This is a genomic window from Streptomyces sp. NPDC050085, assembly GCF_044460595.1.
GTDB lineage: Bacteria > Actinomycetota > Actinomycetes > Streptomycetales > Streptomycetaceae > Streptomyces.
Map to the genome: position 1 here is coordinate 217043 of NZ_JBITJZ010000009.1, position 24070 is coordinate 241112.

The 24070-nt window shown below is 72.1% G+C and carries 20 protein-coding genes; 11 read left to right on the top strand and 9 right to left on the bottom strand.

The window, feature by feature from the left end; all coding sequences use genetic code 11:
• Positions 1 to 8 precede the first annotated feature (8 nt).
• Positions 9 to 518 (top strand): GNAT family N-acetyltransferase, encoded by a 510-nt coding sequence (locus tag ACIBUY_RS30270; RefSeq protein ID WP_399154298.1) that lies wholly within the window; start codon positions 9 to 11, stop codon positions 516 to 518.
• Here ACIBUY_RS30270 and ACIBUY_RS30275 read toward each other — a convergent pair.
• Genes ACIBUY_RS30275 through ACIBUY_RS30285 form a run of 3 tightly spaced genes read right to left on the bottom strand, consistent with a single transcriptional unit; the run spans position 515 to position 2450 of the window.
• On the bottom strand, positions 515 to 1426 hold the full coding sequence (locus ACIBUY_RS30275) for an aminoglycoside phosphotransferase family protein (protein ID WP_365579123.1): 912 nt from the start codon (positions 1424 to 1426) through the stop codon (positions 515 to 517). The genes ACIBUY_RS30270 and ACIBUY_RS30275 overlap by 4 nt on opposite strands.
• Positions 1427 to 1442: 16 nt before the next feature.
• The gene (locus tag ACIBUY_RS30280) at positions 1443 to 1928 is read right to left on the bottom strand and encodes a ferritin-like domain-containing protein (RefSeq protein WP_399154299.1); all 486 of its coding nucleotides are present in this window, start codon (positions 1926 to 1928) and stop codon (positions 1443 to 1445) included.
• Between the two features lie 3 nt (positions 1929 to 1931).
• Positions 1932 to 2450, bottom strand: coding sequence for a hypothetical protein (locus ACIBUY_RS30285; RefSeq protein WP_399154323.1), 519 nt, complete (start codon positions 2448 to 2450; stop codon positions 1932 to 1934).
• A 122-nt stretch (positions 2451 to 2572) separates the two neighbouring features.
• On the opposite strand from ACIBUY_RS30285, the gene rimP reads away from it, so the two are divergent.
• From rimP to ACIBUY_RS30335, 10 genes are all read left to right on the top strand, one after another.
• Positions 2573 to 3094 (top strand): ribosome maturation factor RimP, encoded by a 522-nt coding sequence (gene rimP / locus ACIBUY_RS30290; RefSeq protein WP_365579117.1) that lies wholly within the window; start codon positions 2573 to 2575, stop codon positions 3092 to 3094.
• A gap of 2 nt (positions 3095 to 3096) precedes the next feature.
• A complete protein-coding gene (nusA, locus tag ACIBUY_RS30295; RefSeq protein ID WP_365579115.1) occupies positions 3097 to 4095 on the top strand; it encodes a transcription termination factor NusA in 999 nt (332 codons plus the stop codon).
• A 102-nt stretch (positions 4096 to 4197) separates the two neighbouring features.
• Positions 4198 to 4476 carry a YlxR family protein gene (locus tag ACIBUY_RS30300; protein WP_365579113.1) on the top strand — a complete coding sequence of 93 codons (279 nt, stop codon included), beginning with the start codon at positions 4198 to 4200 and terminating at the stop codon, positions 4474 to 4476.
• Positions 4477 to 4622: 146 nt separating this feature from the next.
• The gene (gene infB, locus ACIBUY_RS30305; protein ID WP_399154300.1) at positions 4623 to 7724 is read left to right on the top strand and encodes a translation initiation factor IF-2; all 3102 of its coding nucleotides are present in this window, start codon (positions 4623 to 4625) and stop codon (positions 7722 to 7724) included.
• A 141-nt stretch (positions 7725 to 7865) separates the two neighbouring features.
• The gene (locus ACIBUY_RS30310) at positions 7866 to 8159 is read left to right on the top strand and encodes a DUF503 domain-containing protein (RefSeq protein ID WP_019064765.1); all 294 of its coding nucleotides are present in this window, start codon (positions 7866 to 7868) and stop codon (positions 8157 to 8159) included.
• A 47-nt stretch (positions 8160 to 8206) separates the two neighbouring features.
• Positions 8207 to 8665, top strand: a complete 459-nt coding sequence (gene rbfA, locus ACIBUY_RS30315; protein WP_365579109.1) for a 30S ribosome-binding factor RbfA — start codon at positions 8207 to 8209, stop codon at positions 8663 to 8665.
• A gap of 2 nt (positions 8666 to 8667) precedes the next feature.
• Positions 8668 to 9573, top strand: a complete 906-nt coding sequence (truB, locus tag ACIBUY_RS30320) for a tRNA pseudouridine(55) synthase TruB (protein WP_399154301.1) — start codon at positions 8668 to 8670, stop codon at positions 9571 to 9573.
• 250 nt (positions 9574 to 9823) lie between these two features.
• Entirely contained in the window at positions 9824 to 13240 is a 3417-nt protein-coding gene (locus tag ACIBUY_RS30325; protein ID WP_399154302.1) for a trypsin-like peptidase domain-containing protein, read from the top strand.
• Positions 13241 to 13327: 87 nt separating this feature from the next.
• Entirely contained in the window at positions 13328 to 14284 is a 957-nt protein-coding gene (locus ACIBUY_RS30330; RefSeq protein WP_365579103.1) for a bifunctional riboflavin kinase/FAD synthetase, read from the top strand.
• 92 nt (positions 14285 to 14376) lie between these two features.
• The gene (locus ACIBUY_RS30335; RefSeq protein WP_365579101.1) at positions 14377 to 14856 is read left to right on the top strand and encodes a carboxymuconolactone decarboxylase family protein; all 480 of its coding nucleotides are present in this window, start codon (positions 14377 to 14379) and stop codon (positions 14854 to 14856) included.
• 99 nt (positions 14857 to 14955) lie between these two features.
• Here the strand turns inward: ACIBUY_RS30335 and ACIBUY_RS30340 are convergent, their stop codons facing one another.
• The 6 genes from ACIBUY_RS30340 to ACIBUY_RS30365 all read right to left on the bottom strand — a co-directional run bounded on the left by ACIBUY_RS30340 (position 14956) and on the right by ACIBUY_RS30365 (position 23847).
• Complete coding sequence (locus ACIBUY_RS30340) at positions 14956 to 15969, bottom strand: ABC transporter ATP-binding protein (protein WP_365579099.1); 1014 nt, start codon at positions 15967 to 15969, stop codon at positions 14956 to 14958.
• Complete coding sequence (locus tag ACIBUY_RS30345; protein ID WP_399154303.1) at positions 15966 to 16958, bottom strand: ABC transporter ATP-binding protein; 993 nt, start codon at positions 16956 to 16958, stop codon at positions 15966 to 15968. Before ACIBUY_RS30345 ends, ACIBUY_RS30340 begins: the two co-directional genes overlap by 4 nt.
• The gene (locus ACIBUY_RS30350) at positions 16955 to 17878 is read right to left on the bottom strand and encodes an ABC transporter permease (RefSeq protein ID WP_365579095.1); all 924 of its coding nucleotides are present in this window, start codon (positions 17876 to 17878) and stop codon (positions 16955 to 16957) included. Before ACIBUY_RS30350 ends, ACIBUY_RS30345 begins: the two co-directional genes overlap by 4 nt.
• Positions 17875 to 18963: an ABC transporter permease gene (locus ACIBUY_RS30355; protein WP_399154304.1), complete on the bottom strand. Its 1089-nt coding sequence runs from the start codon at positions 18961 to 18963 to the stop codon at positions 17875 to 17877. Before ACIBUY_RS30355 ends, ACIBUY_RS30350 begins: the two co-directional genes overlap by 4 nt.
• 66 nt (positions 18964 to 19029) lie before the next feature.
• Positions 19030 to 20913, bottom strand: a complete 1884-nt coding sequence (locus ACIBUY_RS30360; RefSeq protein ID WP_399154305.1) for an ABC transporter substrate-binding protein — start codon at positions 20911 to 20913, stop codon at positions 19030 to 19032.
• Positions 20914 to 21198: 285 nt separating this feature from the next.
• Complete coding sequence (locus ACIBUY_RS30365) at positions 21199 to 23847, bottom strand: SCO5717 family growth-regulating ATPase (protein ID WP_399154306.1); 2649 nt, start codon at positions 23845 to 23847, stop codon at positions 21199 to 21201.
• Positions 23848 to 24070 lie beyond the last annotated feature (223 nt).

Here is a 24070-nt window from a genome sequence, read left to right on the forward strand (position 1 = left end):
TTGGCGCCATGCCCGAACTGCAGCTCCTGACCGCCGACCACGCGCCCGCGGTGCTCGCCTTCGAGCGCGAGAACCGGACGTTCTTCGCGGCGAGCGTCCCCGACCGCGGCGACGCCTTCTTCCGCGACTACGCCGCCCGCCACGCCGCCCTCCTCGCCGAACAGGACACGGGCGCCATCCGCTGCCACGTCCTGGTCGCCGACGACGGCGCGGGCGGTGAGATCCTAGGCCGCTTCAACCTGTACGACCTGGCCGACGGCAGTGCCGAACTCGGCTTCCGCGTCGCGCAGAAGGCCACGGGCCGCGGCCTCGCCACCGCCACGGTCCACCGCCTGTTCGCCCTGGCGGCCACGGAGTACGCCCTGACCCGTCTCACCGCCAACGCGGCGAAGGCGAACCACGCCTCCCGCGCGGTCCTGACCCGCACAGGCTTCCGCCCCACGGGCCACGAGGTCGACCTCCGCATGGGCGGCCCGGGCCTCGCCTACGAGCGGGACCTCAGCGACATCGGCGGCTAGAGCCAGCCCGCGAACTCCAGCAGGTTCTCGCCGTCCCGCTCCCGGCCCACGCGCAGCGCCCGCACCCCGGACTCCACCGCGCGGAACAACGTCCAGCCGCGCAGCCGCACCTGGTCCACGTCCAGCGACTCGGCAAGCCGCTTGACCCGGCGGCGCGTGATCGCGGGGCCCGACGGCGAGCCGATCAGGTCCTCCACCCGGTCACGCACCAGCCGTGCCAGGTCGAAGGCGCACTCGCCCACGACCGGGTCGGGCCCGACCGCGAGCCACGGCATCCGCTCGCCCGCCAGCACCTTGGACTGCCGGAACGTGCCGTGCAGCAGCCGCAGTTCGGGCGGCGCCGCCACCAGTTCGTCCCGGGCCCCGAGCGCCGCGTCGACCAGCGGCGCGACCTCGGGAAAGGCTTCCACGCTCGCCCGCATCGCCACGGCCTGGCGCCCCGTGCGCTCGGGCACCGTCTCGCAGTTGCGCCCGGCCGGCGGCTCGGTCCACAGCCGCCGCAGCGTCCCCGCCGCCTCCAGCAGCGCCTTCGCCTCGGGCAGCGTCCGCACGGAGACCTCGGGGTGCAGCCGCTCGAGCAGCAGCGCCCCGTCAGTGACCCCGGGGACCCCGGGGTCGAGCAGCCGTACCGCCCCCGACCCGTCCCAGTGCGTCAGCGCGGCCCGCTCCGCCTCCGGCCGGAACCGCTCGGGCGCCAGCTTGAGCACCGCGGGCGCCCCGTCGGCCGTACGGACATGGGCGACCAGAGAGCTGCGCCCGCCGGGCACGTGCACCCGCTCGACGCTCACTCCGCGTCGGGCCGCCGCCTCGTCGAGCAGCGCACCTACCTTGCCGAGCCAGGCGGACGCCCCGTCGTCGCGCACTTCGCCGAGCGCGTTCACCAGCCGCTGCGGCGGATCGATTGCCATGCGCGAGTGATTCCCTTCAGAAACTGCTTTGCGTACGAGGCGCGGACGACGTGGCGGAAGCGGAACCGGTCGGCGCCGCGGCCCGTTCGGCCAGCCCAGGGAAGGCTACGCTGCTGCCGCGCCAGCGCACGGCACGGACCGCCGCCTCCCGCAGCGCGTCCGCCGCTCCCCGCCGCCGCTCCCCGCTCGCGGCCCGTACGAGATCCGAGTACACCCCGGCGACCTTGTCCTCGATGTCCGCCGCGAGCCGTGCCGCCGCCGCCGAGTCCGGCACAGGGAAGGGCAGCGCGTACGCCCCCGCCGACTCCTCGGGACTGCCGCCCAGGTCGCGCACGGTCCGCCGCAGCGCGTCACGCCGGGCCCGGTGCGCGTCGTACGCGGCCTTCGCCTCGTCGCGCCGGCCCGCCCGGATCCGCCCGCCGACCACTCCGTACCCGTACACCGCCGCGTGCTCGGCGCGCAGCGCCGCCTGCACCGCGGAGAGCAGCCCGTCCTCGCTCATCCCTCATCCCTCCGTCAGCAGGTACGCGTGCCCGGCACCGGCCGCGGCCACCGACGCGAGCAGCCGCGCCAGCTCCGCGGGTGCGTCCACCAGCGCGCCGAGCCGCCGGTCGGACAACGTCCGCTCGGCCGCCGCCAGCGCCTTCAGTACGTCCTTCTCGCCGACCGGCGGCGTGGACGGAGCGGTCGACCCAGACGGCTGCGTCGGCCGCGTCGGCCGCGGTGCACCACCGAACGCCTTCACGTGCCGGTCGACCTCCGCGCGCAGCGGCGCGAGCCGGGCCGCGAGGGACGGCAGCGCCGCGAGCGCCTCGTCGTACTGCCCGAGCAGATCGGCGCTCTCCCGCGCGGCCAGCGCCCTGAGCCGCTTCTCCTGCGAGACGGACGGTGCGCCCCGGCCGCCCTCGGCGCCGTCGTCACCGCCGTCCGAACACCCGGTCAGCAGTGCGGCCCCGGCCAGCGAGGCGAGCAGAGTCCTACGGCGGGGCCCGGGGCGGGCCGAAGAGGTGGGCGGCACGATGATCACCGTACAGTCGCCCCTTGGCCGGTGGACGGCAACACCCCCCTGGAGCGGATACCCTTTGACCTGACGCGCACGGAAATGCAAGCCACCACAACAGCACACGCGGCCGAGGAGTCACCCGGATGAGCACCACCCAGAACGAGAGGCTGCGGGAACTACTGGAACCGCTCGTCAGCTCACAGGGCCTCGATCTCGAGGAGATCGAAGTGGCCTCGGTAGGACGCAAGCGGGTGCTGCGCGTCGTCGTCGACTCCGACCAGGGAGCCGACCTCGACCAGATCGCCGATGTGAGCCGCGCGCTCTCGGCGAAGCTCGACGAGGCCGCCCACAGCACGGTGATGGGCGACGGGGAGTACGAGCTGGAGGTCGGGACCCCGGGCGCCGAGCGCCCGCTGTCCGAGCACCGGCACTACGTCCGGGCGACGGACCGCCTGGTCAAGTTCCAGCTGACGGACGACAGCGAACTGGTCGCACGCATTCTGGAGGTCGACGACGAGGGTCTCGACCTGGAAGTACCGGGCGTGAAGGGCCGCAAGGCCACCGCCCGACGACTCGCCTTCACCGACATCGCCAAGGCGCGGGTGCAGGTCGAGTTCAACCGCAAGAACAAGAACGACAAGAGCGACGAAGAAGAGGAGGCGTAGCCGTGGACATCGACATGAGTGCCCTGCGGGGTCTGGTCCGGGAGAAGGAGATCTCCTTCGACCTGCTGGTCGAGGCGATCGAGTCGGCCCTCCTCATCGCCTACCACCGCACCGACGGCAGTTTCCGCCGTGCCCGCGTGAAGCTGGACCGCCAGAGCGGTCACGTGACGGTGTGGGCGACGGAGGACGAGCGGGACCTCGAAGAGGGCCAGGAGGCCAAGGAGTTCGACGACACCCCGTCGGACTTCGGCCGGATCGCCGCCACCACCGCCAAGCAGGTCATCCTGCAGCGGCTGCGCGACGCCGAGGACGACGCGACGCTCGGCGAGTACGCCGGGCGCGAGGGCGACATCGTCATGGGCCAGGTCCAGCAGGGCCGCGACCCGAAGAACGTGCTGGTGGACATCGGCAAGCTCGAAGCCATCCTGCCGGTGCAGGAGCAGGTGCCGGGCGAGGAGTACCCGCACGGGATGCGCCTGCGCTCGTACGTGGTTCGCGTGGCGAAGGGGGTGCGCGGTCCGTCCGTGACGCTGTCCCGCACCCACCCGAACCTCGTCAAGAAGCTCTTCGCGCTCGAGGTGCCGGAGATCGCCGACGGCTCGGTCGAGATCTCGGCCATCGCCCGCGAGGCCGGCCACCGCACCAAGATCGCCGTGCGCTCCACGCGCAGCGGGCTCAACGCCAAGGGCGCGTGCATCGGCCCCATGGGCGGGCGCGTGCGCAACGTGATGGGCGAGCTGAACGGCGAGAAGATCGACATCGTCGACTGGTCGGACGACCCGGCGGAGATGGTCGCCAACGCGCTGTCCCCGGCCCGCGTCTCCAAGGTCGAGATCGTCGACATGGCCGCCCGCTCCGCGCGCGTGACCGTGCCGGACTACCAGCTGTCGCTCGCCATCGGCAAGGAGGGCCAGAACGCCCGCCTGGCCGCCCGTCTCACCGGCTGGCGCATCGACATCCGCCCGGACACCGAGCAGCCGGCGGACGCCTCCGGGGAATAAATCCGGGCGCAGAGCGCTTGGATCACGACAGTATGTGACGAAGACGGCCGTTCGATTCTTGCCCCAAAGGGGTGAGGTCGGTACGGGGAGGTAGACTTAATCGTGTCTGGCCGGACGCAAGCCCGCGCCTGCCCTGAGCGAACCTGCGTGGGTTGCCGGGAGCGAGCGGCCAAGAGCGATCTGCTGCGGATCGTGGTGATCGAGGGCCGCTGTGTCCCCGATGATCGCGGTACGCTGCCCGGCCGGGGTGCGTATGTGCACCCCGCGCCGACCTGTCTCGACCTGGCGGTCCGCCGCCGGGCGTTCCAGCGGGCGTTCAAAGCCCCTGGACCGTTCGACACGGCGGCCCTGAGCCACCGCGTCGAGCAGGCAACACCGTAAGAAGCGCCGTGCGGAACCCCCGCGCGGCCCTGGTACCCCGCGAGTTGGAAGTAGGTCGAGATTGCGATGAGCACTCGATGAGCACGCGATGAGTACGCCCATGAAGTAGCAACGGTCCGGCGTAACCCGGACCTAAAAGGAGCGAAGTGGCTAAGGTCCGGGTATACGAACTCGCCAAGGAGTTCGGCGTGGAGAGCAAGGTCGTCATGGCCAAGCTCCAAGAACTCGGTGAATTCGTACGTTCGGCGTCCTCGACGATCGAGGCGCCGGTTGTACGCAAGTTGACTGATGCCCTGAATCAGGGCAATGGCGGCAAGCCCGCCGCAAAGAAGGCCGCGCCCGCCAAGCCGGCGGCGCCGCGTCCCACCCCTTCCCCCGCGCAGGCCGCGAAGCCTGCCGCCCCGCGTCCGGCTCCGGCTACGCCGAAGCCCGCCGCGGAGAAGCCCGCCGCCCCGGCTCCGGCCTCGGCGACCCCGGGCCCGCGTCCCGCCCCCGCGAAGCCGGCTCCCAAGCCCGCGACGCCGGCGCCGGCCGCGCCCGAGTTCACGGCTCCGCCCGCCGCCCCGGCCGCCTCGTCGGGCCCGGCTGCGCCGCGTCCGGCCGGTGCTCGTCCCGGTGCCCCGAAGCCCGGTGGCCGTCCGGCCCCCGGTCAGGACCGTGGCCAGGGCCAGCGCGGCGACCGTCAGGGCGCCCCGCGTCCCGGCGGCCAGGGTGCGCAGAGCGGTCCTCGGCCGGGCGGTGCCCGTCCCGCGGGTCCGCGTCCGGGCAACAACCCCTTCACCTCTGGTGGCTCCACCGGCATGGCGCGCCCGCAGGCGCCCCGTCCGGGCGGCGCACCCCGACCGGCCGGGGGCCACGGCGGCCAGGGCGGCCCCGGCGGCCCGCGTCCGCAGGGTGCGGGTCAGGGTGGCCCCCGTCCGCAGGGTCAGGGCGGTCAGCGCCCGACGCCCGGCGGCATGCCCCGTCCGCAGGGCGGTGCCGGTGCGGGCGGTCAGGGTGGTCCCCGTCCCGGCGGCGGTAACCGTCCGAACCCGGGCATGATGCCGCAGCGTCCCGCTGCCGGCCCGCGTCCCGGTGGTGGCCCCGGCGGTGGCCGTGGTCCCGGTGGCGGCGGTCGTCCCGGCGGCGGTGGCGGCGGCGGTCGTCCCGGCTTCGCCGGTCGTCCCGGTGGCGGCGGTGGCGGCGGCGGCTTCGCCGGTCGTCCCGGCGGTCCCGGTGGCGGCGGTGGCGGCGGCTTCGCCGGTCGTCCCGGCGGTCCCGGTGGCGGCGGTGGCCGTCCCGGCTTCGGCGGTCGTCCCGGTGGTCCGGGTGGCCGTGGTGGCACGCAGGGTGCGTTCGGCCGTCCCGGCGGGCCCGCCCGTCGTGGTCGCAAGTCGAAGCGTCAGAGGCGCCAGGAGTACGAGGCCATGCAGGCCCCGTCGGTGGGCGGCGTCATGCTGCCTCGCGGCAACGGACAGTCCGTCCGCCTGTCGCGCGGTGCGTCCCTCACGGACTTCGCGGAGAAGATCGGCGCCAACCCGGCCTCGCTCGTCGCCGTGATGATGAACCTCGGCGAGATGGTCACTGCCACGCAGTCCGTCTCCGACGAGACGCTGAAGCTCCTCGCGGACGAGATGAACTACATCCTCGAGATCGTCAGCCCCGAGGAGGAGGACCGCGAGCTGCTCGAGTCCTTCGACATCGAGTTCGGCGAGGACGAGGGCGGCGAGGAGTTCCTCGTCGCGCGTCCGCCGGTCGTGACCGTCATGGGTCACGTCGACCACGGTAAGACCCGACTGCTCGACACCATCCGCAAGACGAACGTCATCGCGGGTGAGGCCGGCGGCATCACGCAGCACATCGGTGCGTACCAGGTCACGACCGAGGTGAACGACGAAGAGCGCAAGATCACCTTCATCGACACCCCCGGTCACGAGGCCTTCACCGCCATGCGTGCCCGTGGTGCGAAGTCGACCGACATCGCGATCCTCGTGGTCGCGGCCAACGACGGCGTCATGCCCCAGACGGTCGAGGCGCTCAACCACGCCAAGGCCGCCGAGGTCCCGATCGTCGTCGCGGTCAACAAGATCGACGTCGAGGGTGCCGACCCGACCAAGGTGCGCGGTCAGCTGACCGAGTACGGCCTGGTGGCCGAGGAGTACGGCGGCGACACCATGTTCGTCGACATCTCCGCCAAGCAGGGTCTGAACATCGACGCCCTGCTCGAGGCCGTGGTCCTGACCGCGGACGCCTCGCTCGACCTGCGGGCCAACCCGGAGCAGGACGCGCAGGGTATTGCGATCGAGTCCCACCTCGACCGTGGTCGCGGTGCCGTCTCGACCGTCCTCGTCCAGCGAGGCACGCTGCGCATCGGCGACACGATGGTGGTCGGCGACGCGTACGGCCGAGTCCGCGCGATGCTCGACGACAACGGGAACAACGTCGAGGAAGCGGGTCCCTCGACCCCCGTCCTCGTGCTCGGTCTCACCAACGTCCCGGGTGCCGGCGACAACTTCCTGGTGGTGGACGAGGACCGTACGGCCCGTCAGATCGCCGAGAAGCGTGCCGCTCGCGAGCGCAACGCCAACTTCGCGCGCCGCGGCGTCCGGTTCTCCCTGGAGAACCTGGACGAGGCCCTCAAGGCCGGTCTGGTGCAGGAGCTCAACCTCATCATCAAGGGCGACGCGTCCGGTTCGGTGGAGGCTCTCGAGTCCTCGCTGCTCCAGCTCGACGTCGGCGAAGAGGTCGACATCCGTGTCCTGCACCGCGGTGTGGGTGCGGTCACCGAGTCCGACATCAACCTGGCGACCGGCTCCGACGCCATCGTCATCGGCTTCAACGTCCGGGCAGCCGGCCGTGCGCAGCAGATGGCGGAGCGCGAGGGCGTCGACGTCCGGTACTACTCGGTGATCTACCAGGCCATCGAGGAGATCGAGGCGGCCCTCAAGGGCATGCTCAAGCCGGAGTACGAAGAGGTCGAGCTCGGCACGGCGGAGATCCGCGAGGTCTTCAAGTCGTCCAAGCTGGGCAACATCGCCGGTGTGCTCGTCCGGTCCGGAGAGGTCAAGCGCAACACCAAGGCGCGCCTGCTGCGCGATGGCAAGGTCATCGCGGAGAACCTCAACATCTCCGGTCTGCGTCGCTTCAAGGACGACGTCACCGAGATCCGCGAAGGGTTCGAGGGCGGTATCAACCTCGGCAACTTCAACGACATCAAGGTCGACGACGTCATCGCGACGTACGAGATGCGCGAGAAGCCGCGCGTCTGACCGACGCGGTAAGCGACTGGGGCCGGTCGGCGGGACTTATTTCCGTCGATCGGCCCCGGCCGTTGCGTGTACGGTTCCCGTGTCGGCGTAACTGCGTAGCGCCCATACGAACCCGAACCGGCGGGACATCCGGACACACACATGTATGTGGGGACTCTGTCCTTCGATCTGCTCCTCGGCGACGTCCACTCGCTGAAGGAGAAACGCTCACTCGTCCGTCCCATCGTCGCCGAGCTCCAGCGCAAGTACGCGGTGAGTGCGGCGGAGACGGGCAGCCAGGACCTCCACCGCAGGGCCGAGATCGGGCTCGCGGTGGTCTCCGGGGACACGGGGCACCTCACGGATGTACTGGACCGCTGCGAGCGCCTCGTCGCCGCGCGGCCCGAGGTGGAACTGCTGTCGGTTCGACGCAGGCTCCACAGCGACGAAGACTGAACCAAGAAGCACCGAGCACGACAGTAGTGACTTAAGGAGACGGACCAGTGGCCGACAACGCGCGCGCCAAGAGGCTGGCGGACCTCATCCGAGAGGTGGTGGCCCAGAAGCTGCAGCGCGGGATCAAGGACCCGCGGCTCGGCACCCACGTCACCATCACGGACACCCGGGTCACGGGTGACCTGCGGGAAGCGACCGTCTTCTACACCGTGTACGGGGACGACGAGGAGCGGGCCGAGGTGGCCGCGGGCCTGGAGAGCGCCAAGGGCATCCTGCGTTCCGCGGTCGGCCAGGCGGCGGGCGTGAAGTTCACGCCGACGCTGACCTTCGTCGCGGACGCGCTGCCGGACAACGCCAAGACGATCGAGGACCTCCTCGACAAGGCGCGGTCCTCCGACGCCCAGGTGCGCGAGGCGTCCGCGGGCGCCACGTTCGCCGGGGAAGCCGACCCGTACAAGAAGCCGGAAGACGACGCGGCCGAGGACGAGACGGACGGCGACGCCTGAGCATGTCCGACCGCACCCCACCGCCCGACGGCCTGGTCATTGTCGACAAGCCGTCGGGCTTCACTTCGCACGACGTCGTGGCCAAGATGCGCGGGATCGCCAAGACCCGCAAGGTCGGCCACGCGGGCACCCTCGACCCGATGGCGACGGGCGTCCTCGTGCTCGGCGTCGAGCGCGCCACCAAGCTCCTCGGCCATCTCGCGCTGACCGAGAAGGAGTACCTGGGCACCATCCGGCTCGGGCAGAACACCCTGACCGACGACGCCGAGGGCGAGATCACCTCGTCCACCGACGCGTCCGCGGTCAGGCGCGACGCGATCGACGCGGGCATCGCCAAGCTGTCCGGCGAGATCATGCAGGTGCCGTCCAAGGTCAGCGCCATCAAGATCAAGGGCGTGCGCTCGTACAAGCGGGCCCGCGACGGCGAGGACTTCGAGATCCCCGCCCGGCCCGTCACGATCTCGTCCTTCGCCGTGTACGACGTCAGGGACGCCGTCGCCGAGGACGGGACGCCCGTGCTCGACCTGGTCGTGTCCGTGGTCTGCTCGTCCGGTACGTACATTCGCGCCCTCGCCCGTGACCTGGGCGCCGACCTCGGCGTCGGCGGGCATCTGACCGCGCTGCGCCGCACGCGCGTGGGCCCGTACAAGCTGGATGTGGCGCGGACCCTGGACCAGCTCCAGGAGTCGCTGACCGTGATGCCGGTGGCGGAGGCCGCCGCTGCCGCGTTCCCCCGCTGGGACGTCGACGAGCGGCGCGGCAAGCTGCTCCTCAACGGCGTACGTCTGGACATGCCCGAGCAGTACGCGGGCAGCGGGCCCGTCGCCGTGTTCGGCGCGGAGGGTCAATTCCTCGCCCTCGTCGAGGAGTCGAAGGGGAAGGCGAAGAGCCTGGCCGTGTTCGGCTGACGGCTTCGCACGATCGCGGTGGAGCGGCGGTTGCCAGGTCTTCTTGGTGGCCGCCGCTCCACGTCCCCCCTGTTCCCCCTCCCAAGGGTCTATCCGCCGCGCCCCTCCACTTCACCCCATCGAGCAGGCGCTCGGAGTGAAGCGGGGGAGCGGAAGGGGGCGCGTTCGCCTCGCGTCCTGTCCTGCTGATCACCGCGCGCCTACCGTCGACATCAGGGGGCGTGGCGGAGAGCGGCGGGAGGGTCGCGGCATGGTGGATCCGCCGCTGGTTCGGATCTGTGATCTGGCCGGGCGGCCGCGCGGAGCGGGCTTCGTCGCGGACGACCGGGGGACGGTCGTCACCAGCCATGAGGCGGTGGACGGACTCGCGCGCGTGGTGCTGCACGCGCCGGGCGGTGCGACGTGTGTGGTCGGGCCCGAGTCGGTCGTCGAACTGCCGGACGTGGACCTGGCGTTGGTGCGGACCGAAGGGCTCGGCGGGGCGCCGTTGCCGGTGGGTGCCAACGGGCTCATGGAGGCGGGCGCGTACGTCCGGATCCCCGCCGGAGGGTGGCGCGAGGCCCGCGTCCTCGGGCACACGGACGTCACGTACACGGCCACGGACCGCTTCCATCTCCTGGACAGCGCCATGGAGCTGGCGGTCGGCACCGCCGGTACGGATGCGCTGCGGCTCGGCGGCGGGGCCGCGGGCGGGCCCGTGCTCGACGCGGCGACCGGCGCCGTGGTCGCCGTCCTCGGCACCGCGCTGCAGTCCGGGCAGCGGGCGGCCGGGTTCGCCGTGCCGCTGCGCGCGGCCGCCGCTGGGGACGCGCGCCTCGCCGAGCTCCTCGCCCGCAACGCCGCGACCGTGCCCGCGTACGGCTCGGATCTCAACCTCGCGGGGGTGCTCCATCTGACCGCCGTCTCCGTGGGCAGCGACGGGCCCGGCGAGCCGGCGGTGGAGCCGGTCGAACGGCCGGACGTGGCACGGGAGTTGGCGCGTTTCGAGGCGGGTGGGGCGTCCGTGCTCGCGCTCGTCGGGGACCCCGGCAGCGGTCGTACGACGGAACTCGCGGGCCTCGCCGCGCGGCGGGCCCGGGGGGAGAGCGCCGCGCCGACGCTGTGGCTGCGCGGCGCCGATCTGCGCGGGGACGACGCCTCGGTGATGGACGCCGTCGAGCGGGCCCTGGAGCGGTCCTGCCGGATCGTCGCCGCGTCCCGGGACGCCGACCCCGACGAGCTCGGGGACCTCTCCGCCGAGCGCGTCGCCAAGGTGGCCTGCGACGCGGGGCAGCCGCTCCTGCTGCTGCTCGACGGGCCCGAGGAGATGCCGCCCGTGCTCGCGCACCGGCTCGCCGCGTGGTCGCGGGGCACCGAGCGGCGGCTCGTGGCGTCCGGGGTGCGGCTCGTGGTGGCGTGCCGCGGGGAGTACTGGGAGCAGGCCGGGGCGCTGTTCGGCGAGGACGTGCTGCACGGGGGCGGGCTCGCGGGGCGGCTGCCCGCGTGCGTACGGATCGGGGACCTGGCCGGGGAGCAGGCGCGGCGGGCGCGGGAGCGGTTCGGCCTCGCGGAGGGGGCGCTCGCTCCCGCCGACGCGGGGCATCCGCTCGCGCTGCGGCTCCTCGCCGAGGTGCGGGCGGTGCTGCCCGGGGAGGTGCCCGGCTGCCCCGACCGGGACGAGATCTTCGGGGCGCACCTGGACCTGATGTGCCTGCGGGTGGCGGTGCGGCTGGCCGCGCCCGCGGGGATCAGGGGCGCGGGTGTGCGGCGGCTCGCGGCGCGGGTCTCCGGGCGGCTGCACGAGGCGGCCCGGCGCAGTCTGGGGCCGGGGCAGGGGGAGTTGGACCGGGAGACGTTCGAGGAGCTGTTCCCGTGGGGGGTTCGGGACGGGGTGAGCGGGTGGGCGTCGGCCGTGCTGGCGGAGGGGGTGCTCGTGCCCGCGGGGAGCGGGTACCGGTTCGGGCACGAGGAGGTGGGGGAGTGGATCCAGGGGGTGCATCTGGATCTGGACGCGGCGCTCGACGCGCTGGTGTTCCGGCGGCGCAGCGGGGGTTCGGTGCCGGTGCCTCGGCATCGGGCGGGGCCTGTGGTGCGGGCGTTGCTGTTGCTGGAGCGGCAGGGCGGGGTCGGTGAACTCGGGCTTAAGTTGAGGGAGTTGAGTGATCGGGTCGCTGGGTCTTCGCTGGGGCCCGGTGAGTGCGCGCCCGGTGCTGGGGGCCGCCTTGCCCACCCTGCCGCCCAAGGCGGCAGATTGCCCAAGGCGGGCGGCAGCGAGGCCAGTTGGTGGGCGGGGCATCTGGTGAGTGAAGTGCTGCTGCGGGTTCCGGACGTCGCCGCTCATCTCCCGCTGCTCGAAGAGCTCGCCGACGCCGGGGTGTTCGGGCCCTGGCTCTGGACGGCCCTGGGCGTGGACGACGACGTGCGGTTCGCGTTGTTGCGGCGGCTCGTCGTGCGGGACGCTTCGGAGCCGGGCGGGCGGTATCTGGACGCGGTCGCCGAGGCGCTCGCCGCCGATCCGGGGCGGGTACAGCGCCGCCTCACGCGGTGGTTCGACGACGAGCGGCCGCTGCCCGCGCTGCCCGACGCCACGGTGGCGACGGCGGCGCAGGCGCTGTTGCACACCCATCGGCACCGGGCCGTCGACGACCTGATCGAGGCGCTCGTCGACTGCGCGCACCCGCGCGCCGACGAACTCCTCGCCGCCCTCGCCGACGAGGAACCGTCCGCGCTGTGCCGGGCGGTCGACCGGTGGGCGCACGACGAGCGGCCCGCACGGCACGTGGCGGCGGTGGCGTACGGGCTGCGGGCCGCGGCCCGGGTCACCACCGAGGCCGACCGCGGCCTGCTGCGGTACGCGGCGCTCGCCCTGCTGTCCCGCCCCTCCGACTGCACCCTGCACGGCGCCGCGCTCGCCCTTCTCGTACGGGATCCGCAGTCGCGCCCCGTGTATCTGCCGCGGGCCCTGAAGCGGTTCGCGGCCGGGGACCCGCAGTTGCCCGCCGCGGATCTCGCCGCCGCGCTCGCGACCCACCCGGAGCCGGTGTTCGACGCGTTCCGGACGCGGCTGCGGGAGCCGGGCCCGGGGGCCGGGGACGTGCTGCGGACCCTGGCCGGACTCACGGAGCCCGCCCTGGCCCGGCGCGCGGCCGCGCTGGTGGGCGAGGCGGCCGAGGCGCGCCCCGAGGCGACGGCCGGGCACGTGGCGGCGTTCGTCGACCGGCGCCTCGAGCACGGGCCCCCCGCGCGGGCCGTGCTGCTCCCGCTCGTCGTGGACCTGCTGCGGCAGCGGCCCGAGTCCGTCAGGGCCGCGCTCGCGCCCGTCCTGGCCGCGCCCGGCACCGACGCCTCGCGCGGGCTGCGCGGCGAGCTGCTCGACGTGCTGCTCGGGCAGGAGCGGGAGCCGGCCGTCCTGGACGCCGTGCTGAGCGCCGCCGCGTGGGGCGCGGTGCGGCGCGGGCAGCCGCGGACCCGGGACCTCGTGCACCGCACGGGCGCCCTTCTCGTACGGACCCCGGAGGGCGCCGCGTGCTTCGACCGGCGGCTCGTGGAGCTGGCCAGGACCGTGCCGGGGTTCGCCGCGCTGCTGGCCCGGTGGCTGGCGGCCGCGCCCCAGGAGTGGGCCGCGCTGGTGGGCCCCAGCGCCCGCCGCATGATCGAGAACCTGGCCGGGGTGCGGGTGCCCGCCTGAGCGGACCGGCCGTGACCTACTCTTAGACCTGCCCATTGGGGCAATGAGACGTAACGGTCGTACACAGGTTCGCGAGGAGCAATCACCGTGCAGCGCTGGCGTGGCTTGGAGGACATCCCCCAGGACTGGGGGCGCAGCGTCGTCACCATCGGCTCCTACGACGGGGTGCACCGCGGGCACCAGTTGATCATCGGGCGGGCCGTGGAGCGGGCGCGCGAGCTGGGGATCCCGGCGGTCGTCGTCACCTTCGACCCGCACCCCAGCGAGGTCGTGCGGCCGGGTTCGCACCCGCCGCTGCTCGCCCCGCACCACCGGCGGGCCGAGCTGATGGCGGAGCTCGGTGTGGACGCGGTGCTGGTCCTGCCCTTCACCACCGAGTTCTCGAAGCTGTCGCCCGCCGAGTTCGTGGCGAAGGCGCTCGTCGACAAGCTGCACGCGCGCGTGGTCGTCGAGGGCCCCAACTTCCGCTTCGGGCACAAGGCCGCGGGCAACGTGGAGTTCCTCGCCGAGCAGGGACGGACGTACGACTTCGACGTCGAGGTCGTCGACCTGTACGTGAGCGGCAGCGCGGGCGGCGGCGACCCGTTCTCCTCCACCCTCACCCGGCGTCTCGTCGCCGATGGTGACGTCGAGGGGGCCCGCGAGATCCTCGGGCGGCCGCACCGCGTCGAGGGCATCGTCGTGCGCGGCGCCCAGCGCGGGCGCGAGCTCGGCTTCCCCACCGCCAACGTGGAGACCCTGCCGCACACGGCGATCCCCGCGGACGGCGTCTACGCGGGCTGGCTGCACGTGAACGGCGAGGCGATGCCCGCCGCGATCTCCGTCGGTACGAACCCGCAGTTCGACGGCACGGAGCGGACCGTCGAGGCGTACGCCATCGACCGCGTGGGCCTCGATCTGTACGGGCTGCACGTGGCCGTGGACTTCCTGGCGTTCGTGCGCGGCATGTCGAAGTTCGACTCGCTGGAGCAGCTCGTCGAGGCCATCGCGAACGATGTGAAGCGGGCCCGTGAGCTCGTGGAGGCCTACGACCCCGAGCAGTGACCCAGGTCACGCTCCGGGGGTGTCACAGGCCGGCCCCCCTGTCTCGTCCTGTGTGTGTCAGCAACACCGCACGACGCAACAAGGAGCTCGCCATGGAAGCCCGTCTGAACATGTTCGCCAGCAAGTCGGCGGTCGGCTTCGTCAAGCGCCTGGTCGCCGCGCACCAGCCGCTCGCCGACTCGGGCCTGCCCGCTGCGACGCAGGAACTGGTGAAGATCCGGGCCAGCCAGATCAACGGCTGCTCGGGCTGTCTCGACATGCACACCAAGGAGGCCATCGCCGCGGGCGAGACGCCGCTGCGGCTCGCTCTGATCGCGGCCTGGCGCGAGGCCAAGGTCTTCACCGAGGCGGAGCGCGCCGCTCTCGAACTGGCGGAGGCGGGGACCCGGCTCGCCGACGGAGCGGGTGTCTCCGACGAGGTCTGGGCGAACGCGGCCAAGCACTTCGACGAGGACCAACTGGCCGCGCTGGTCTGCCTCATCGCGGGCATCAACGCGTTCAACCGGCTCAACGCGATGGTCCGGCAGCCCGGGGGTGACTATCAGGTGGGGATGAAGTCGCCGCTCGAGTAGTCGCTGGTGGGCGAGCGGAGCTCGCTTCAGGGGCGCGGGGAACTGCGCGAAGCAGGACCACCGGGCTGCGGTCGGCATGCGACCGCAGCCCGGCAGACGCTAATCCGCGTTCTTGGCCATGGCCCAGTGACACGCCACCTGCGACCCGCCCCCGCCGGACAACACCGGCAGATCCTCCGACCGGCACCGATCCGCGACCCCGGCCCGATCCGCCTCCCCTCCGGCAAGGACCTGGCACCGCACGTGGAACCGGCACCCCCCGGGAATCCGCGACGGGTCCGGCGGCTCCCCGGTGAGGACGACCGGATCGCCCGGGGCCTCCGGGAGGACCGACAACAGAGCCTGCGTGTACGGGTGTTGGGGCGAGGTCAGGACGTCCTCGACCTTGCCCGTCTCCACGATCCGGCCCAGGTACATGACCGCCACCCGGTCCGCGATGTTCCAGGCGAGCCCCAGGTCGTGCGTGACGACCAGCGCCGAGAGCCCCAGTTCGTCGCGGAGCCGCAGCAGCAGCGCCAGGATCTCGCCGCGTACCGACGCGTCCAGCGAGGCGACCGGCTCGTCCGCGACGATCAGCTCCGGGTCGAGGACCAGCGCGCCCGCGATCACGACGCGCTGGCGCTGCCCGCCGGACAACTCGTGCGGGTAGCGCAGGAAGAACCGCTCCGGGGGGCGAAGTCCCGCCCGGGACAAGGCACTTGAGACCGCCTCGCGCTCGTCCCCCGCGTACCCGTGGATCCGCAGGCCCTCCGCCACGGCGTCGTAGACCGTGTGGCGCGGGTTGAGCGAGCCGCTCGGGTCCTGGAGCACCAGCTGGACCCGCTTGCGGTACGCCTTCAGCGCGCGCGAGGCGTACTGCAGCGGCTCACCGGCGAAGGTGACCCTGCCCGACGTGGGCCGCTCGAGTCCGAGCAGCGTGCGGGCCAGGCTCGTCTTGCCGCAGCCGGACTCGCCGACCAGGGCCACGATCTCGCCCGGCGCGATGTCCAGGTCGACACCGTCCACGGCCCGCGCCTCGGGGGCACCGCGCCGGCCCGGGAAGGTCAGCTTCAACCGATCGGCCGAGAGCAGGGGTTGAGTGGCCGTCAGGGCACTCGTCTCGGTGTCCGTCATGCCTTCGTGCTCCTTGCCTCGACGTCTCGCACGCCGGTCTCGCCCGCCACGTGCACACACGCCGCCCGCCGCCCCGGCTCCGCGTCCCGCAGCGCCTGGTCCTCACGCGCGCACACGTCGAGCGCCACCGGGCAGCGCGGATGGAACGTGCACCCCGACGGCAGCGCCGACGGGTCCGGTGGATCGCCGGGAAGGCCGCGCGGGGCGAACCGGGACGCCGGGTCGCCGATCGTCGGGAACGCCCCGGACAGGGCCTTTCCGTACGGGTGCAGCGCGTTCTCGTACACCTGCTGCGCCGGGCCCTCCTCGACGACGCGGCCCGCGTACATCACCGCGAGCCGGTCGCAGGTGTCGGAGAGGACCGCCAGGTCGTGGCTGATCATGACGAGCCCGAGGTCCTGCTCCGCCACCAACCGCTCGATGAGGCGCAGGATCTGGGCCTGGATCATCACGTCCAGGGCCGTGGTCGGCTCGTCGGCGATGATCAGCGCCGGGTCGCAGGCGAGGGCCATCGCGATCATCACGCGCTGGCGCTGGCCGCCGGAGAGTTCGTGCGGGTAGGCGTTCGCCCGTGCCGCCGGAAGACCCACGTGTTCGAGGAGCTCGGCGACCTTCTTCTTCGCGCCCGCCTGCGTCGCCTTCTTGTGCAGCAGGATCGGCTCGGCGATCTGGTCGCCGATGCGGTGCACGGCGTTGAGCGAGTGCATGGCGCCCTGGAAGACGATCGAGGCGCCCGCCCAGCGCACCGCGCGGACCTGGCCCCACTTCATCGTGAGGACGTCCTCGCCGCCCAGCAGGATCTCGCCGCCGACCTTGGTGCCCGCGGGCAGGAGCCGGAGCAGGGCGAGCGCCAGCGTGGACTTGCCGCAGCCGGACTCGCCCGCGATGCCGAGCTTCTGGCCCGCTTCGACGGACAGGTCCACGCCGCGGACGGCCCGGGCCCCGCCGGCGTACGTCACTTCGAGGTCGCGTACTTCGAGCAGCGTCACGACCGGCCTCCCAGCTTCGGGTTGAGGACGGATTCGATCGCGCGGCCGCAGAGGGTGAAGGAGAGCGCCACGACGGCGATGGCGATGCCGGGCGGGGCCAGGTACCACCAGTCACCCGCGCTGACCGCACCGGCCTCGCGCGCGTCCTGGAGCATGCCGCCCCACGAGGTGACCGTCGGGTCGGACAGGCCGAGGAAGGCGAGCGTCGCCTCGGTCAGGATCGCCGAGGAGATGATCATCGTGGTCTGGGCGAGGACCAGCGGCATCACGTTCGGCAGCACGTGCCGCGTCATGATGTGGCCGTGGCCGCCGCCGAGCGCCCGGGCGCGCTCGATGTACGGGCGGGACTCCACGGACAGCGTCTGGGCCCGGACGAGACGGGCCGTCGTCGGCCAGGTCGTCACGCCGATCGCGATGATGACGGTCCACATGGATCGGTCCATCACCGTGGCCAGCGCGATGGCGAGCACCAGCGTCGGCATCACCAGGAACCAGTCGGTGATGCGCATCAGCACGGTCGAGTACCAGCCGCGGAAGTGCCCCGCGACGATCCCGATGACCGTGCCGATCGCCACGCACAGGAACGCCGCGAGCAGGCCCACGGTGAGCGAGACGCGGGCGCCGTAGATGAGCAGCGCGAGCACGCTGCGGCCGAACTGGTCGGTGCCCAGCGGGAATTCACCGCTCGGCCCCTCGAGCGGCCCGCCGGGCGCGTCGGTCACGGACTGCGCGTCCTTGCCCGCCAAGGCCGGTGCGAACACGGCGACGAGCGCGATCAGGATCAGCAGGCCGAGACCCCACAGACCGCCCTTGTGCGAGCGGTACGAGCGCCAGAAACGGGCCAGGGACTGGCGCTTGCGGGCGCGGGCCAGGGCGCGCGCGTTGCCCGTCTTCGCGACGGGAACGGACTCGGTCGTCATCGGCCCACCCTCGGGTCGAGCAGCGGATAGAGGATGTCGGCGAGGGTGTTCGCGAGGATCACCGCGGTGGCGAAGACGAAGAACAGCCCCTGGACGAGCGGGAGGTCGGGCACGGACAGGGCCGAGTAGAACAGCCCGCCGAGGCCCGGCCAGGAGAAGACCGTCTCGACGAGGATCTGCCCCGCGACCACGTGCCCGAGGTTCACGAACATCAGCGTGAACGTCGGCAGCATCGCGTTCGGCACCGCGTGCTTGCGGCGCACCGCGTCGTCGCGCAGGCCCTTGGCGCGCGCCGTCGTCAGATAGTCGCTGCCCATCTCGTCGAGGAGGGAGGAGCGCATGACGAGCAGCGTCTGTGCGTAGCCGACCGCGACCAGGGTGATGACGGGCAGGACCAGGTGGTGTGCGACATCGACGACGTACGCGAATCCGGTCTCGCCCCCCGATTCCAGGCCGCCCGTCGGGAACATGCCGGGGATCGGGCCGAGGCCGACCGAGAAGATGATGATCAGGAGCAGGCCCAGCCAGAACGACGGGATCGAGTAGAGGGTCAGCGCGAACGCCGTGTTGAAGCGGTCGCTCTTCGACCCGTTGCGCCAGGCCGTGCGCGTGCCCAGCCAGATGCCGAGCGCCGAGTACAGGACGTACGCCGTGCCGGTGAGCAGCAGCGTCGCCGGGAGCGCGTCGGTGATCTTGTCGATGACGGGCGAGTGGTACTGGTACGAGGTGCCGAAGTCGCCGGTGAGGGCGTCCCCGATGTACGAGGTGAACTGCTTCCACATCGGCTGGTCGAGGCCGAACTGGTGGCGCAGGTTCTCCAGTTGCTGCTCAGAGACCCGCTTGCCGCCGGTCATCTGCTTGACCGGGTCGCTCGGGATGAGCCGGAACAGGAAGAAGCTCGTGACGAGGACGGCGAAGAGCGAGACGACCGCGCCCGCGATCTTCGCCGCCACGTACCGCAGGTACGCCTTGGTGTTGCGGGCCCGTGGGCCGCGGGCCGCCGACGGCGCCCCGGCCAAGGAGGCCGGGGTGCCGTCGGTGCCGTCCGCGGGCTGCACGAGCGCCGGAGTGCTGTCAGCTGTCATGGTTCATGCGAACTCTCGTTACTCGTGCGGGTGTCGGTCCCGGGACGTGCACGGTGTCCGTGCCGGTTACTCCCGATCGTCCGCCGTGGTCCGGCGGCGCATCGCCACGAACACGCCGCCGCCGATGACGACGAGCGCGGCGATCACGATGCCGATCACGACGCCGGTCGAGCTGGAGCCCGAGCTGTCCGAGGACGACGCGGACGCAGGCTCGGCCGACCACCAGCTCCAATACCCGTCCTGGCCGTAGATGTTGCCGGCCGCGGTGGGCATCGTCTGGATGGACTTGATCTGGTCGGTGCGGTACGCCTCGACCGCGTTCGGGTACGCCATGACGTTCATGTACCCGGAGTCGTACAGCCAGGACTCCATCTGCTTGACGTAGTCGGCGCGCTTGGCCGGGTCGTACTCGGCGAGCTGCTTGTTGTACAGGTCGTCGTACGTCTTGTTGCAGATGCCGTTGTCGGTCGCCGCGGTCTCCTTGGCCTTGGTGGGCAGGGCCGCGCAGGTGTGGATGCCGAGCACGAAGTCCGGGTCGGGGTTGACCGACCAGCCGTCGAAGGCGAGGTCGTACTCACCGGCGTACCAGGGCACGGAGACGTCGTCGACGCAGTTCAGCTTGAGGCCGACGCCGATCTTGCCCCACCACTCCTTGAGGTACTTGCCGACCGCCTTGTCGTTCGGGTCGGTCGCGTGGCACAGCATCCGGAGGTCGAGCGGCTTGCCGTCCTTGCCGACGCGCTTGCCGTCCTTGAGCGGGTAGCCGGCCTCGTCGAGCATCTTGCCCGCGGCCGTGGCGTCGTACGACAGCTTCTGGCTGTCCGACGGCTTCCAGAAGTAGTCGCCGAAGCGCGGCGGGATGTAGCCCTCGCCCTGCACGGCGTGGCCCTGGAAGACCTTGTCGACGATGGTCTTGGTGTCGACCGCGCGGAACAGCGCCTGGCGGACCTTCTGGTCGAGCAGCGCCTTGTTGCCGTCGCCGAACTTCTTGCCGTCCTTGGTCTGCCAGCCCGGGTTGACCGCGATCGCGTAGAACCGGCGGCCCGGACCCTCATTGACCTTGATGTTCTTCTCGCCCTTGAGGGACGCCGCCTGAGCCGGCGTCAGGGCGGGGGAGCCGGCGACGAAGGAGACCTCGCCCTTGCGCAGGGCGGCGACCGCCGCGTCCTGGTCCTTGTACGTCTTGAAGACGATCTCGTCGAACTGCGGGGTCTTCGACTTGCGCCAGAAGTCCTTGTTCAGCTTCAACTTCACGTACTGGTCGGTCTTGTAGTCGGTCAGCACGAACGGACCGTTGCCGACGATCGGGAACTTCTGGTCGTTGTTGAACTTCGAGAAGTCCTTGACGTCCTTCCAGACGTGCTCGGGAACGATCGGCACGTCGAGCGCCGTCATCGTCGCCTGCGGCTTCTTCAGCTTGATGACCAACTGCGTGTCGCTGGGCGCCGTCACCGTGTCGAAGTTGCCGACGAACGAACCGTTGGCGGTCGCCGCGCCGTCGTCCGTCATCATCTTGTTGAACGTGAAGGCGGCGTCCTTGGCGGTCGCTTTCTGGCCGTCCGACCACTTCGAGTCCGACCGGATGGTGTACGTCCACGTCAACTTGTCCGGCGACGATTCCCACTTGGTGGCGAACCCCGGGACGACGTGGTTGTCCTTCGGGTCGTAGTTGGTCAGGTACTCGTACATCAGGCGGTGGATGCTGGTGCTGACCAGGCGCTGCGCCAGGAACGGGCTCAGCGAGTCGACGCTCTGCGCGAGCGCCACGGTCAGCGTCTTCTTACCGCTGTCGGCCTTGGCCTGCGCCTGCTGCGGGGCCGGGTTGAGCGGCGAGGCCAGGCCTGCCGTCAGGGTGAACGCGGCGGCACCGGCCGCCAGGAACAGCCGGACGCCGCGCCGGGCGCGGCCTGCTGTTCTGTGGTGCTGATCGTGCTGAACCTGTGTGTCCATCGGTCGGTGACCTCGCGCATCGCTCGCACAGCATGGCTGGTTCTGGGTTTTCAGGTGGAATGAAGTGTTGGTTTATCAGCGCCAGTTGACGCACGTCAACGGCAGATGAACCCCATGTGGCCTGCGGAAATAACGAGTTGACCTGCATTTCACGCGCATTGGTTGAGACCTCTGACGCTTTGCAGGCCAGGGCGTGGCGCCCAGAAAGCAGGAAAATGCTCCGGTACGCGCGAAAGGCCCGCACCATCCAATGGTGCGGGCCTTTCGGGGAGTTGCTGTTGTTCGTTACTGCTGAGGCGGCTGCTGCTGCCACCCCGGCGGCGGTCCGGGCTGCTGGGGCGGCTGCGGGGCGGGCTGGCCCTGCTGCTGCGGGGGCGGCGGCGGGACCTGCCAGCCGGGCTGCGGGCCCGGCTGAGCGGGCGGCGGACCCTGCGGGGGCATCCCCTGCGGCGGGTACGGCGCGGGCGGCTGCTGGCCGGGGTACGGCTGCTGCCCCGGGTACGGCTGCTGCTGGCCGGGCATCGGCGGGGCCATGGTGGGCGGCTGGTGGCCGTCCGCCTGGGTCCACAGGCCCTGCTGCTGCTGGGCCCGCACGAAGTCCTCGGCGACCATCGCGGAGAGGTTGAAGTACGCCTCGCGCACCTTGGGCCGCATCATGTCGAGATCGACCTCGGCGCCGGCCGCCAGGTGCTCGTCGAACGGGACCACGACGACACCGCGGCAGCGCGTCTCGAAGTGGCTGACGATGTCCTCCACCTTGATCATCTTGGCGGTCTCGCGGACCCCGGAGACGACCGTGATCGAGCGGGACACCAGGTCCGCGTACCCGTGCGCCGACAGCCAGTCCAGCGTCGTACTGGCGCTGCTCGCACCGTCCACCGACGGGGTCGAGATGATGATCAACTGGTCGGCGAGGTCCAGGACTCCGCGCATCGCGGAGTACAGCAGGCCGGTGCCCGAGTCGGTGAGGATGATCGGGTACTGCTTGCCGAGCACGTCGATCGCGCGCCGGTAGTCCTCGTCGTTGAACGTCGTCGAGACCGCCGGGTCCACGTCGTTGGCGATGATCTCCAGGCCGGACGGCGCCTGCGAGGTGAACCGGCGGATGTCCATGTACGAGTTCAGGTGCGGGATCGCCTGCACCAGGTCGCGGATGGTCGCGCCGGTCTCACGGCGCACGCGGCGGCCGAGCGTGCCCGCGTCCGGGTTGGCGTCGATCGCGAGGATCTTGTCCTGGCGCTCGGTGGCGAGCGTCGAGCCGAGGGCGGTGGTCGTGGTCGTCTTGCCGACGCCGCCCTTGAGGCTGATCACGGCGATCCGGTAGCAGGACAGGACCGGGGTGCGGATCAGCTCCAACTTCCGCTGCCGCTCGGCCTCTTCCTTCTTGCCGCCGAGCTTGAAGCGGTTGTTGCCGCCGCCGGGGCGGGTGCTCTTGGTCTTCTGCTTCTTGTTGTTGAGCAGCCGGTCGGCCGACAGCTCCACGGCCGCCGTGTAGCCGAGCGGGGCGCCGCCGACGTTCGTGGGCTGGCGCTGGTCGTGCTGCACGGGCTGCGGCCAGGCGGCGCCCTGGCGCGGGTCGGCCGGGGCCGGGGCGGGGTGCCCGGCTTGCGGTGCCTGCGGTGCCTGCGGGGCCTGCGGTGCCTGCGGTGCTTGCGGGGCGGGCTGCTGCGGGAAGCCGTAGCCGCCCTGCGGCTGCGGCTGCGGCTGCGGGGTCGGAGGTTGGGGCTGAGGCTGCTGGTAGGCCTGCGGGGGCTGCGGCTGCGCCGGAGCCTGCGGGAAACCGTAACCGCCTTGCGGAGCAGGGGCGTTGGGCGCCGGCGGCTGGGGCTGGGGGAAGCCGTAGCCGCCCTGGGGCTGGGGTTGGGGCTGGGCGGCCGGGGGCTGGGCCTGCTGCGGCACCGGCGGGCTCTGCGGCGCGGGCTGCGCGGGCCAGCCGGGCTGCTGCGCCGCGGGTGCCACCGGCGGCTGCGGCTGCGCCGGGGCGTCGGTCCACTGCGGGGCGGCGGGCGGCGCGGCGGGCTGGAACGCGGGCGGCAGCGGCGGAACTCCGCCCTCGGGCGCGGGCGGCGGCGTCCAGGCCTCGGCGGGGGCCGGTCCTTCGGCGAGGGCCACGGGGGCGACGGGCGTCGCGGGTGCTTCGGGGGCCACGGGCGCCGGCTCGCCGACGGCCATGGGCTCCTCCGGTGCGGGCTCCTCTTCGACCAGGTCGACCTCGGCCGTCGGCTCCGCGGCGCTCTCGGCGTCGCTGGTCTCGGCGTTCTCGGCGTTCTCGTCGTTCTCGTTGGCCGGGGCCTCGGCGGCCTCAGGAGCCTCGGGCGCATCAGCGGCGGCCAGCGTGAAGTCCGCACCATCGGACTCCGGGTCCGCGGCAGGGGCGGACCCGGCCGGTTCGGCACTCGGGGCGTTCTCACCGGGAGCGGGGTGGGCGTCGACCCAGGACCGCGGGGTCGGGTCGGCGTCGTCCGTCTCGGTGGCCGGGGCGGCGGCCGGGGAGGCGGTGTCCGCACCCGGCGTCTCCGCGGCAGCCTGCTGCGGCTCCTCGGCCTGCGCGCCCTGCTGATTGCCCTGCTCGCTCTGCTCACCCAGCGCGGCCAGCTCCGCGAACTCCCGCTTCAGCGCGGCCGCGGAGAACTTCATGGTCGCGCCGCTCTCCAGGTCCCCGTTCCCGGCACCGGACTCGGGCGCGACGGGCGCCACCGGGGCCACGGGCGCCGGAGTCGGCGGAACCGGTGCCGGCGCAGGGGCGGGCGCGGGGGCAGCGGGCGCGGGCGGCTCGGGCGTGGCCCCCGCACCCGACGCGTTCTGCGTGTACCAGGCCGGAGGGGCGTAGTCGATGGTGAACTCGCCCGTCATCTCGACACTGGACTCCGCGTCGGACTGATCATCGACGGGTGAATCCCAGCCCCCGCGGATATCGTCCCGATCGCTGTTCACAATGCCTCCTGGTGTGGTCGAGCACCTGCCGTACGCGCGCACACGGGTGCCCGCAACACGTTCAACCCCAGCCTAATCACGAAAACCGGGTGCACGGCAGGCCCATCCACCCCGTCTCGGCTGTCCGCTGCGTCACGTGGGGCCCGGATCGCCGAGAGCGAGGGGCACGTACACCAAAACGTGACGAACGAGCGCTGGCACTTGACATTAAATGCCCGAATTG

Coding starts and splice junctions, on each gene's coding strand:
- ACIBUY_RS30270 (WP_399154298.1), top strand. CDS start 9: ATGCCCGAACTGCAGCTCCTGACCGCCGACCACGCGCCCGCGGTGCTC.
- ACIBUY_RS30275 (WP_365579123.1), bottom strand. CDS start 1,426: ATGGCAATCGATCCGCCGCAGCGGCTGGTGAACGCGCTCGGCGAAGTG.
- ACIBUY_RS30280 (WP_399154299.1), bottom strand. CDS start 1,928: ATGAGCGAGGACGGGCTGCTCTCCGCGGTGCAGGCGGCGCTGCGCGCC.
- rimP (WP_365579117.1), top strand. CDS start 2,573: ATGAGCACCACCCAGAACGAGAGGCTGCGGGAACTACTGGAACCGCTC.
- ACIBUY_RS30310 (WP_019064765.1), top strand. CDS start 7,866: ATGTATGTGGGGACTCTGTCCTTCGATCTGCTCCTCGGCGACGTCCAC.
- truB (WP_399154301.1), top strand. CDS start 8,668: ATGTCCGACCGCACCCCACCGCCCGACGGCCTGGTCATTGTCGACAAG.
- ACIBUY_RS30325 (WP_399154302.1), top strand. CDS start 9,824: ATGGTGGATCCGCCGCTGGTTCGGATCTGTGATCTGGCCGGGCGGCCG.
- ACIBUY_RS30335 (WP_365579101.1), top strand. CDS start 14,377: ATGGAAGCCCGTCTGAACATGTTCGCCAGCAAGTCGGCGGTCGGCTTC.
- ACIBUY_RS30340 (WP_365579099.1), bottom strand. CDS start 15,969: ATGACGGACACCGAGACGAGTGCCCTGACGGCCACTCAACCCCTGCTC.
- ACIBUY_RS30350 (WP_365579095.1), bottom strand. CDS start 17,878: ATGACGACCGAGTCCGTTCCCGTCGCGAAGACGGGCAACGCGCGCGCC.
- ACIBUY_RS30355 (WP_399154304.1), bottom strand. CDS start 18,963: ATGACAGCTGACAGCACTCCGGCGCTCGTGCAGCCCGCGGACGGCACC.
- ACIBUY_RS30360 (WP_399154305.1), bottom strand. CDS start 20,913: ATGGACACACAGGTTCAGCACGATCAGCACCACAGAACAGCAGGCCGC.